General features: G+C 66.2%; 11 protein-coding genes. 8 read left to right on the forward strand and 3 right to left on the reverse strand.

The features are described 5' to 3' along the window. The 3 genes from DYI24_RS13745 to DYI24_RS13755 form a co-directional block, all read right to left on the reverse strand. The coding region (locus DYI24_RS13745) for a TonB-dependent receptor plug domain-containing protein (RefSeq protein ID WP_164572692.1) at window positions 1-583 on the reverse strand (583 nt) is incomplete at its 3' end. A gap of 344 nt (window positions 584-927) precedes the next feature. Continuing rightward, complete coding sequence (locus DYI24_RS13750; RefSeq protein WP_164572693.1) at window positions 928-2,334, reverse strand: M20/M25/M40 family metallo-hydrolase; 1,407 nt, start codon at window positions 2,332-2,334, stop codon at window positions 928-930. Window positions 2,335-2,519: 185 nt separating this feature from the next. Continuing rightward, window positions 2,520-4,130 (reverse strand): helicase HerA-like domain-containing protein, encoded by a 1,611-nt coding sequence (locus DYI24_RS13755; RefSeq protein ID WP_164572694.1) that lies wholly within the window; start codon window positions 4,128-4,130, stop codon window positions 2,520-2,522. A 336-nt stretch (window positions 4,131-4,466) separates the two neighbouring features. On the opposite strand from DYI24_RS13755, the gene DYI24_RS13760 reads away from it, so the two are divergent. The 8 genes from DYI24_RS13760 to DYI24_RS13795 form a co-directional block, all read left to right on the forward strand. Beyond that, a complete protein-coding gene (locus DYI24_RS13760) occupies window positions 4,467-4,835 on the forward strand; it encodes a hypothetical protein (protein WP_107343811.1) in 369 nt (122 codons plus the stop codon). Between the two features lie 17 nt (window positions 4,836-4,852). Next, window positions 4,853-5,260, forward strand: a complete 408-nt coding sequence (locus DYI24_RS13765; protein WP_012495381.1) for a DUF4332 domain-containing protein — start codon at window positions 4,853-4,855, stop codon at window positions 5,258-5,260. Between the two features lie 65 nt (window positions 5,261-5,325). Then, the gene (gene folP / locus DYI24_RS13770; protein WP_164572695.1) at window positions 5,326-6,183 is read left to right on the forward strand and encodes a dihydropteroate synthase; all 858 of its coding nucleotides are present in this window, start codon (window positions 5,326-5,328) and stop codon (window positions 6,181-6,183) included. Beyond that, window positions 6,180-6,545, forward strand: coding sequence for a dihydroneopterin aldolase (gene folB / locus DYI24_RS13775; protein WP_107343809.1), 366 nt, complete (start codon window positions 6,180-6,182; stop codon window positions 6,543-6,545). The genes folP and folB overlap by 4 nt, the downstream gene beginning before the upstream one ends. Window position 6,546: 1 nt before the next feature. Next, window positions 6,547-7,038 carry a 2-amino-4-hydroxy-6-hydroxymethyldihydropteridine diphosphokinase gene (gene folK / locus DYI24_RS13780; RefSeq protein WP_164572696.1) on the forward strand — a complete coding sequence of 164 codons (492 nt, stop codon included), beginning with the start codon at window positions 6,547-6,549 and terminating at the stop codon, window positions 7,036-7,038. Between the two features lie 157 nt (window positions 7,039-7,195). Then, window positions 7,196-9,067 (forward strand): methylmalonyl-CoA mutase subunit beta, encoded by a 1,872-nt coding sequence (locus DYI24_RS13785; RefSeq protein ID WP_164572697.1) that lies wholly within the window; start codon window positions 7,196-7,198, stop codon window positions 9,065-9,067. Continuing rightward, window positions 9,064-9,528: a GFA family protein gene (locus tag DYI24_RS13790; protein ID WP_164572698.1), complete on the forward strand. Its 465-nt coding sequence runs from the start codon at window positions 9,064-9,066 to the stop codon at window positions 9,526-9,528. Before DYI24_RS13785 ends, DYI24_RS13790 begins: the two co-directional genes overlap by 4 nt. Window positions 9,529-9,590: 62 nt before the next feature. Further along, window positions 9,591-10,358 (forward strand): methylmalonyl-CoA mutase family protein (locus DYI24_RS13795; protein WP_246701252.1); only part of this gene is annotated, 768 nt, incomplete at its 3' end.

Consider the following 10,358-nt stretch of genomic DNA (forward strand, 5'->3'; position numbering starts at 1 on the left):
GCGGCGACGATGCGAGGCCATACAGACCGTTGAGGCCAACGTCGGTCGCCCTGACCTCGAAGCCTCGGATGATGAAAGTGTCGTCGAAGCCGTCGCTACCGGTCGACAGCCGCACTGAGGAATCGTTGATCAACGTGTCGGCGGCGGTGCGAGCCTGCTGGTTCTCGATCAATTGCGAGGTGAAATTGACGGTGCTGAACGGCGTATTCATCACGCTCGTGGAGCCGAGCAGGCCGAGCGTGCCGCCCTGCGCCACCTGGCCGCCCGCATAGGCCGGCGCCGGCGCGCCGATGGTGCGGGTCGAGCCCATCGTTATCGGCGGCGCGGCCGGAGGCGGCACCGGCTCGGCGGCGCGGCGCGGCGCTACCCGCGCGGCGCGCTGCGGCGTAGCGCGTGGCTGCGCGGCGCGTGTGGCCGACCGTGTACGCTGCTGCGGCGCATCGACCGAGACCGGCGGCAACACGCGCGCTTCGGACTCCTGGGCAGGCGCCGAGGATGGCGCGAGGCCAGCCGCGCACAGCGTCAGCACGCCGGTCGCGACGCCGAGATACAAACGATTGTTGCTGGCCTTGAAGTTGCTCACACCACGCCCCCGGTCACTCGTTGGTGTCCGGGTAGGAGATGAGGGATGGTGAGGCAACGGATGCGAATTAGAATTGATATACGCACGCCATCGCAAGCGCCCGGCGCTTAGAACGAGTCTAGTAAGCGACCTCTCCGCTCAGGATCACGCCGGTGAACGCAACGCGGCGAGCCCGGCGCCAAGGAACACCTTGGCGCATCGCAGCTTCGCGCAGTTTGCTACTCACCGCGCGGAAGCGAAACAGCCATGGAACTGATTTGGAAGGATTCCGGATTTGCGCGCGGTGGCGCAAATCCGGAGCAGGTCTCGCGCAATGCGAGGTGACGATCTGACGCGGAGGTGTTTCAGCGCGGTGCGTCAGCCAGCGCACCGAGAATCCGCACCCATGAACGGATGCCCTTCTGGAAGCTGGTGAGGTTGTACTTCTCGTTCGGCGAATGGATGTTGTCGTCGTCGAGACCGAAGCCGATCAGCACGCTGTCGAGCCCGAGCGTGCGCTTGAAATCGGCGACGATCGGGATCGACGCGCCCGAGCCGATCAGCACCGCTTCCTTGCCCCACTCCTCGGTCAGCGCGCGGCTCGCCGCGGTGAGCGGCTTCATGTCCCACGGCAGCGCGATCGCTGCGCCGTTGGAGTGATCGAGAAACTCGGCGCGGCAATCGCCCGGCAGCCGGGCGGTGACATAAGCGCGGAACGCATCGCGGATCTTGTTGGGGTCCTGCCCTTCGACGATGCGGAACGACACCTTGGCCGAGGCTTCCGCCGCGATCACGGTCTTCGATCCCTCGCCGGTGTAACCGCCGACGATGCCGTTGATGTCGCAGGTCGGTCGCGAGATCAGCTGCTCGATCAACAGACGATCGTCCTCACCGGCCGGAATCGACAGCCCGATCGGGCCGAGAAAACTCTCGGCGGTCAGGTTCAGTCCCTTCCACTGCGCCAGGATCTCCGGCGGCAGATCCTTCACGCCGTCGTAGAAGCCCGGAATGGTGATGCGGCCATGCTCGTCGTGCAGGCCGCCGAGAATCCGCGTCAGCACCCGGATCGGATTCTGCGCGCCGCCGCCATAAACCCCGGAATGCAGATCGCGGTTCGCCGCCTTGATCTTCACCTCTTCATAGACGAGGCCGCGCAGCGAGGTGGTGATCGCCGGCGTCGCCGGGTCCCACATTCCGGTGTCGCACACCAGCGCGAAGTCGGCGGCGAGGTCCTTCTTATGTGCATCGAGGAACGGCACGAAGTTCTTCGAGCCGACCTCCTCCTCGCCCTCGATCACGATGGTCAGGTCGATCGGCAGTTCGCCGGTGGCGTCCTTCCACGCGCGGCAGGCTTCGATGAAGGTCGAGAGCTGGCCTTTGTCGTCCTGCGCACCGCGCGCCACGATGATCTTGCGGCCGTCGGCATGGTCGGCGATCACCGGCTCGAACGGCGGCCGATGCCACAGCTCCAGGGGATCGACCGGCTGCACGTCGTAATGGCCATAGAACAGCGCGTGCGGCCGGTTGCCGGTGTTGCTCTTGGCCTTCGCCACGATCGCTGGATGGCCGGCGGTCGGCCTTACCTCGGCATCAAATCCGATCGACGCGATGTCGGTGCAAAGATGCTCAGCCGCCGCCTTGCAGTCCGCCGCAAACCCCGGATCGGCCGAGATCGACTTGATCCGCAGCAGCGCGAACAGCCGCTGCAACGCGGAGTCGAAATCGGCATCGGCGCGGGCAAGCACCGTTTGAACGTGAGAGCTGGCGGACATGCTGTGTTCCTCGTGTGAACTCGTCATGCCCGGCCTTGTGCCGGGCATCCACGTCTTGCGGCAGGCACCGCCGGTAGACGTGGATGGCCGGGACGAGCCCGGCCATGACGCATGATAGGCAAATAGCTCGAACTATAAAGACGTCAGGATGCAGCGCGCGTCTGCAAACCTGCGATCCTCTCGTCTCACCGTCGCAGCATTCCGCCGAGCGTGCCACGCACGATCGAGCGACCGACCGAGCTGCCGAGCGAGCCGCCGACCTTCTTGCCGAGCTCGGCGGCGACGCCGCCGACCACCGTGGTGGCGACGGTGCGCGCAACATTGCGAGCGACGAGTTGGCCGGTGGTGAGCTTGCCGCGCGGCGTGTTGGTGCCGAACACGGTCGAGAACAGCCCGCCGAGCTGACCGAGAATCCCGCCCTCGCCCGGTGCCGCATCTTCATTCGCCGACTTGCCGTCGATCCGGGCGCGCAGCTTCTCGTAGGCGGATTCGGAATCCACCGCGGTGTCGTATTTGCCTCGCACCGGGCTTGCGGCGATGATCGCCTTGCGCTCTTCCGGTGTGATCGGTCCGATCCGCGCCGACGGCGGCCGCACCAGCACGCGCTCGACCATCGCCGGCGTGCCGTTGCCTTCGAGGAACGACACCAGCGCTTCGCCCTTGCCGAGCTCGGTGATCGCCTTGGCCGTATCGAGCTTCGGGTTCGGCCGGAAAGTGTCGGCCGCGGCCGCCACCGCTTTCTGGTCGCGCGGCGTAAAAGCGCGGAGCGCGTGCTGCACCCGATTGCCGAGCTGCGCCAGCACCCGGTCCGGCACGTCGATCGGGTTCTGGGTGATGAAGTACACGCCGACGCCCTTGGAGCGGATCAGCCGCACCACCTGTTCAATTTTGTCCATCAACGGCTTCGGCGCGTCGTTGAACAAGAGGTGCGCCTCGTCGAAGAAGAACACCAGCTTCGGCTTGTCGGGGTCGCCGACTTCCGGCAGCTCCTCGAACAGCTCCGACAGCATCCACAGCAGGAAGGTCGCGTACAGCCGCGGATTGGTCATCAGCTTGTCGGCGACCAGAATATTGACGAGGCCGCGGCCCTGGCTGTCGGTGCGGATGAAGTCCTTGAGCTGCAGCGCCGGCTCGCCGAAGAACTTCTCGCCGCCCTGATTTTCCAGGACCAGAAGCTGACGCTGGATGGTGCCGACGGTCTGCTTGGTGACGTTGCCGAGCGACTGTGCGGCCTGGCGGATATCGGCATTGACGTCGCCGGCTTCGGCCACCTTCTGCGCGATCGGCGCGATCGCATCGAGCATCGCGCGCAGATCCTTCATGTCCATCAGCGGCAGGCCCATGTCGTCGGCGACACGGAATGCGACGTTGAGCACGCCCTCCTGCACGTCGTTGAGATCGAGCATCCGCGACAGCAGCAGCGGTCCCATCTCGGAAACGGTGGCGCGCACCGGATGGCCCTGCTCGCCGAACACATCCCAGAACACCGTGGTGAACTGGTCGGGCTGGAATTTCAGCCCGATCTCCTGGGCACGCTTGAGGATGAAGTCCTTGGCCTCGCCGACCTCGGCGATGCCCGACAGATCGCCTTTGATATCGGCCGCAAACACCGGCACGCCGGCGCGCGCAAAGCCTTCCGCCATCACCTGCAGCGACACTGTTTTGCCTGTACCGGTGGCGCCGGTGACCAGGCCGTGGCGATTGGCGAGCGCCAACGTCAACCACGCCGGCTGTTCGCCCTTACCGATAAAAATCTTGTCTTCGGTATCACCGCTCGCGATGCCGCTCGCCGCCATTTCTTCGTTTCCTCGCACAGAACATTCCAACCGGCGATCGATCGCCCGGCGCAACACTTATCCTGCCAATCACCATGGAACCATTCAACGACGATCGCGGCGAGACGTTGGCGCGATATTCACCCTACCGCGCGCAAACGACGCTCGATGCGTGGCTTCGCGCTGCCTCAGCAGCATATCTCGTGTCGTCGCCTTTGCAATGTTGCAACACTTGCGGAGCGAAATGGCGCCGAGTCGTCGACTCGATGACGAGGGTCGCTTGTGTTTCGTTGCGGAGCGGATCAGGATGATTTTAGAACATGGACCGGTGATAAGAACCGGCGTGGCGGGGGCGTTATGGACGAGTTGATTGAAAGACTGGCCGACAAGGCCGGTCTGGACAAATCTGTTGCCGACAAGACCATCGGCATCATTCTCGCCTTTCTCCGCAATGAAGGACCGCAGGAGCCGGTCCAGGCTTTGATCGACAGCATTCCGGGCGCCGAGGCTGCGATCGAAGCGGCAGGCTCCTCGCGTGGCGGGCTGAGCCGCCTGATCGGCGGCGGCGTGATGGCGATGGGGACGAAGCTGCTCGGCCTCGGCCTCGGCATGTCCCAGATCCAGACGATCGCCCGAGAACTGTTCAAAGCCGGCCGCGACAGAATTGGGGCGGAGAAGATGGGCGCCATCATCGAAGGCACGCCCGGCCTCCGCCAGTTCACCTGAACCTAGTATCGAGTGCCATGACATATCCAATCGCTCAGCTCGACGGCATCACCGAGGTTGCCGCGAGCAAATTGAAATCGGTAGGAATTCGCACCACCGAAGCGCTGCTCGAAGCCGCCCGGACCGTGAAGGGCCGCAAGGCGCTCGCCGCGAAGACCGGCCTCACCGAGCAGCAATTGCTGCAATGGGCCAACCTCGCCGATTGCATGCGGGTTCCCGGTCTCGGCAAGGCGAAGGCCGATCTGCTGCGCGCCGCCGGCGTCTCGACGCTGCGCGAGTTCACCCACCGCAATCCGGCGCGGCTGGCGCAGAACATGAAAGAGGCCAATCTCAAGCGCAAACTGGTGCGCGCCCTGCCCTCCGAGAAAGAAGTCGGTCAACTGATCGAGCAGGCGCGCAAGCTGCCATTGAAAATCACCTACTAAGGTCCGGCGCGCCGGCGCAGCCCGCCGCTTGACAGGCTTTCGCGGACCGCGCAAAGCGCTGACGCATGACCGCTTCCCCATCGCTGACCGCATCGCCCGCCGCTCCGGCCAAGCCGCCACAGCTGCGCGATCTGCTGGCGCGCCCCGCCGCGGCGGTGATGGGCATTCTCAACGTCACGCCGGACTCGTTCTCCGACGGCGGCGATTATCTCGCCCCCGAGCAGGCGCGTGTCCATGCGGCCGAGATGATCGCGGATGGCGCCGAGATCATCGACATCGGCGCGGAGTCCACCCGTCCCTACGGCTCGCAGCCGGTGACCGCGGCCGAAGAGCTGCGGCGGCTGCAGCCGGTGCTGGAAGCGGTGGTCGCGCTCGGCACACCGGTGTCGATCGACACCATGAAGGCCGAAGTCGCCGCCTGGGCGCTCGACCATGGCGCGGCGATCGCCAACGACGTGTGGGGATTGCAGCGCGATCCCGAGATGGCCGGCGTCGTCGCTGCGCGCCGCGCCCCGGTGATCGTGATGCACAATCGCGACGCCGCCGATCCGGCCATCGACATCGTCGCCGACATCAACGCGTTCTTCGAGCGCTCGCTGACGATCGCCACCAAGGCCGGGATCGCCGAGGAGCTGATCGTGCTCGATCCCGGCATCGGCTTCGGCAAGACGCCGCAGCAGAGCATGATCACCCTGGCACGGCTGCGCGAATTCGCAAGCTTCGGCCGCCCGCTGCTGATCGGCGCCTCGCGCAAGCGCTTTATTAGTACGATCGTGCCGAGCGAACCGAAGCAGCGGCTCGGCGGTTCGCTCGCCGCGCATCTGATCGCCGTCGAGAACGGCGCCAAGATCATCCGCGCGCACGACGTCGCCGCAACCTCGCAGGCACTGAAAGTCGCCCACGCCATCCGGGACAGCCGATGAACGACACCATCTTCATTTCCGGCCTGGTGCTGCACGCCCGCCACGGCGTGATGGAGCACGAGACCGAAGTCGGCCAGCGCTTCGTGATTGATCTCGAGCTCACCGCCGATTTGTCGGAGTCCTCGCGCACCGACCGGCTGTCGGACACGGTGTCGTATTCGAACGTGGTGGCGTGTACCACCGCGGCGTTCAAGGACGCCAACTACCGGTTGCTCGAACGCGCGGCCGGCGCAGTCGCCGATGCGATCCTGACGAGCTTCGACAAGATCACCGCGGTGAAGGTGACCGTGCACAAGCCGCACGCGCCGATCCCCGCGATCTTCGACGACGTCGGGGTGATCATCACCCGCAGGCGGAGCTGAGATGCCGCGCGCCCTGATCGCGCTCGGCGGTAATGTCGGCGACGTCCGCGCCACGTTCGACAAAGCGATCGCCAACATCTGCGGCATGACGCAGGCCGAACTGATCGCGCGCTCCCCGGACTACGCGACGCCGCCATGGGGCGATGAGCAGCAGGACCGTTTCGTCAACGCCTGCGTGGCGATCGAAACCGCGCTCGATCCGCACGCGCTGTTGTTCACGCTGCACAAGATCGAGAAGCGCTTCGGTCGCGACCGCGCCAACGAACGGCGCTGGGGTCCGCGGACGCTCGATCTCGACCTGCTCGCCTACGACGACGCCGAGATCAATCGGCCGGACCTGATGCTGCCGCATCCGCGGCTGTTCGAGCGCGCCTTCGTGTTGGTGCCGCTGCTCGACATCGTGCCGGACCAGGTGATCGCCGGCCGCTCACTGAAAGACGCCCTCGCCGGGCTGTCGACCGCCGGGATCGAACGGCTGCCGGACCGCGGCTGAGCCGCCGCTTCTGGGAATATCCCGCAACACGGTCCGCCGCAGTGCACAGGGCGCAATCTCGTCCTTATTGCCTCAAACAACTGTTTGGCATCGCCGTCCGCACGTGGCATTTTCCGGCCAAATCACGTTCCGGTATTCTGGGAGTTCGATTTCACCGATGTCTTCTGCAAACCAAGAGCTGCGGCTCGCCGCCGATTTCGCCCCGGCCGGCTATGAAGACTGGCGCAAGCTGGTCGACGGCGTGCTGAAGGGCGCACCGTTCGAGAAGCTGATCAGCAAGAGCTACGACGGCATCCAGATCGATCCGATCTACGTGCGGGCGCGCGACGCCGCGCCGATCGCCGGCCGCGCCCCCGCGGCACCGTGGCGGATCATGCAGCGGGTCGATCACCCGGAGCCGAAAGAAGCCAACAAGCAGGCTCTGCAGGACCTCGAAAACGGCGCCACCGGCCTGACGCTGGTGTTTGCGGGCAGCGTTGGCGCGCGCGGCTTCGGTCTGCCGGCCACTCAGGAAGCGATCGCGCAGGTGCTGGAGGGCGTCCACCTCGACGCCGGCATCGCGATCGAACTGCAGTTCCCGCCGCAATCCTGCGACGTGGTCCGCTACCTCGCCGACCTGATCAAGAGCCGCGGCACCGATCCGGCCGCCTGCGACATCCGCTTCGGCATCGATCCGCTCGGCGCGCGCGCCGTGCAGGGGGCGAGCGCCACCGAGTGGAGCGAGATCGCCAAGGGCCTCGGCGACGTCGCCGCCGGCCTCGCGAGCGCCGGCTTCAAGGGCCCGTTCCTGGTCGCCGACGGCCGCGTGATCCACGATGCCGGCGGCTCGGAGGCGCAGGAGCTGGCCTACGTGCTCGGCTGCAGCGTCGCCTATCTGCGCGCGCTGGAGGCCGCTGGTGTCGCACTGGAGGCCGCCCGCGGCATGATCTACGCGCGTCTGTCCGCGGATGCCGATCAGTTCCTGACGCTGTCGAAGTTCCGCGCCCTGCGGCTGCTGTGGGCGCGGATCGAACAGGCCTGCGGCGTAGCGCCGAAACCGCTGTTTGTCGCCGCCGAGACCGCATGGCGGATGCTGACCCAGCGCGACCCCTACGTGAACATGCTGCGCGCCACGATGGCGACCTTCGCCGCCGCGCTTGGCGGCGCCAACTCGGTGCAGGTGCTGCCGCACACACTAGCGCTCGGCCTGCCCGACGCATTCGCCCGCCGCGTCGCCCGCAACACGCAGCTGGTCCTGCTGGAAGAGTCCAACCTCGATAAGGTCGCCGATCCGGCTGCGGGTGCCGGAGGCATCGAAGCGCTGACCAAGGAACTGTGCGACGCCGCCTGGGCCCAGTTCCAGGAGATTGAACGTGCCGGCGGCGCGCTCGCCGCACTGCAGGCCGGCCTGATCCAGCCGAAGGTCGCGGCCAGCCGCGCGGCCCGCGACAAGGCGATCGCCAAGCGTCGCGACGTTCTGACCGGCGCCTCCGAATTCCCCAACCTGCACGAGGCACAGGCCAAGGTGCTCGACGTCAAGCCGGCCGCGGTACCGCCCGCCGGTGAGGCGAAGATCAGCTTCACGGCGCTGACGCCCATCCGTCTGGCGACCCCGTTCGAAAGCCTGCGCGACAAGTCCGACGCCGTGCTGGCCGCGAAGGCGTCGCGGCCGAAGGTGTTCCTGGCCAATCTCGGCACGCCGGCCGACTTCACCGCGCGCGCCACCTTCACCAAGAGCTTCTTCGAGACCGGCGGCATCGAGGCGATCGACAGCGAGGGCTTCACCGAGGCGGCTGCGCTCGCCGACGCCTTCAAGGCGTCCGGTGCGGCGTTCGCGTGCCTGTGCTCGTCCGACAAGGCCTACCCGACCTATGCGGCCGCGGCCGCCCAGGCGCTGCGCGCCGCGGGCGCCAAGCGGATCTATCTGGCCGGCCGCCCCGGCGAGCAGGAGAGCGCGCTGCGCGAAGCCGGGGTGCAGGAGTTCGTGTTCGCCGGTGGCGACGCCTTGGCGACGCTCAGCGACGCCTGGAAGGGCATCGAAGCGGCATGACGGGGACCGGCAAAGCGGTGCTCTCCGGCGGCTGCCAGTGCGGCGCGATCCGCTACGCGCTGTCGGCCCCGCCGCTGAGCACGGCGCTGTGCCATTGCCGAATGTGCCAGAAGGCGACCGGGGGACCGTTCGCCTCGATGGCCGAGGTCGCCAAGGACAACTTTGCCTGGACCCGCGGCCAGCCTGCGTCGTTCCGCTCCTCCTCGGTCGCAGAGCGCGACTTCTGCAAGGATTGCGGCACCCCGCTGGGCTATCGGCTGCAGTTCTCCGACACCATCGAGATCCTGACCGGAACCTTCGATCGGCCGGACCGGGTGGTCCCGACCATGCAATACGGCACCGAAGCGAGGCTCGGTTGGACCGGGACGATCGCGAACCTGCCGAGCAAGACCACGTTGCAGAACTACGGGCCCGACAGGCTGGCACAAGTGTTCAGCTATCAGCAGCCGGACCACGATTAACCCGACGAAATGACGAGAAACGGCAGCCGTGCTACGATGGCCTGTAGTGAGATCAGATAAAAATGAGCAAGATTCCGAACTTCGCCGAGATCGCATTCCAGCACACCGCCGCCCCTGCCCCTGCAGGCGAGGCCCAGCCGTGGCTGACGCCCGAAGGCATTCTGGTCAAGCCGGGCTACTCCGAGGCGGATGTCGCCGGCATCGATTTTCTCGACACCTGGCCGGGCGTCGCGCCGTTCCTGCGCGGCCCCTACCCGACCATGTACGTCAACCAGCCGTGGACGATCCGGCAATATGCCGGTTTCTCGACCGCTGAAGACTCCAACGCGTTCTATCGCCGCAACCTCGCCGCCGGCCAGAAGGGCCTGTCGGTGGCGTTCGACCTCGCCACTCACCGCGGCTACGACTCCGATCATCCGCGCGTCGCCGGCGATGTCGGCATGGCCGGCGTGGCGATCGACTCGATCTACGACATGCGCACGCTGTTCGCCGGCATCCCGCTCGACCAGATGAGCGTGTCGATGACCATGAACGGCGCGGTGCTGCCGATCCTGGCGCTGTACGTCGCCGCCGCCGAGGAACAGGGCGTCTCCCCGGAGAAGCTGTCGGGCACCATTCAGAATGACATTCTGAAAGAGTTCATGGTGCGCAACACCTACATCTATCCGCCGGTGCCCTCGATGCGGATCATCTCCGACATCTTCGCCTACACCTCGCAGAAGATGCCGAAGTTCAATTCGATTTCGATCTCCGGCTATCACATGCAGGAAGCCGGCGCGACGCAGGACCTCGAACTCGCCTACACGCTCGCCGACGGCGTCGAATACGTC

Origin of the sequence: Rhodopseudomonas sp. BR0C11, assembly GCF_010820945.1 — a bacterium.
Classification (GTDB): domain Bacteria; phylum Pseudomonadota; class Alphaproteobacteria; order Rhizobiales; family Xanthobacteraceae; genus Rhodopseudomonas; species Rhodopseudomonas palustris_H.

Bases quoted from the DNA above. Each gene is read 5' to 3' on its own strand.
- DYI24_RS13750 (WP_164572693.1), bottom strand. From the start codon at position 2,334: ATGTCCGCCAGCTCTCACGTTCAAACGGTGCTTGCCCGCGCCGATGCC.
- DYI24_RS13755 (WP_164572694.1), bottom strand. From the start codon at position 4,130: ATGGCGGCGAGCGGCATCGCGAGCGGTGATACCGAAGACAAGATTTTT.
- DYI24_RS13760 (WP_107343811.1), top strand. From the start codon at position 4,467: ATGGACGAGTTGATTGAAAGACTGGCCGACAAGGCCGGTCTGGACAAA.
- DYI24_RS13765 (WP_012495381.1), top strand. From the start codon at position 4,853: ATGACATATCCAATCGCTCAGCTCGACGGCATCACCGAGGTTGCCGCG.
- folP (WP_164572695.1), top strand. From the start codon at position 5,326: ATGACCGCTTCCCCATCGCTGACCGCATCGCCCGCCGCTCCGGCCAAG.
- folB (WP_107343809.1), top strand. From the start codon at position 6,180: ATGAACGACACCATCTTCATTTCCGGCCTGGTGCTGCACGCCCGCCAC.
- folK (WP_164572696.1), top strand. From the start codon at position 6,547: ATGCCGCGCGCCCTGATCGCGCTCGGCGGTAATGTCGGCGACGTCCGC.
- DYI24_RS13785 (WP_164572697.1), top strand. From the start codon at position 7,196: ATGTCTTCTGCAAACCAAGAGCTGCGGCTCGCCGCCGATTTCGCCCCG.
- DYI24_RS13790 (WP_164572698.1), top strand. From the start codon at position 9,064: ATGACGGGGACCGGCAAAGCGGTGCTCTCCGGCGGCTGCCAGTGCGGC.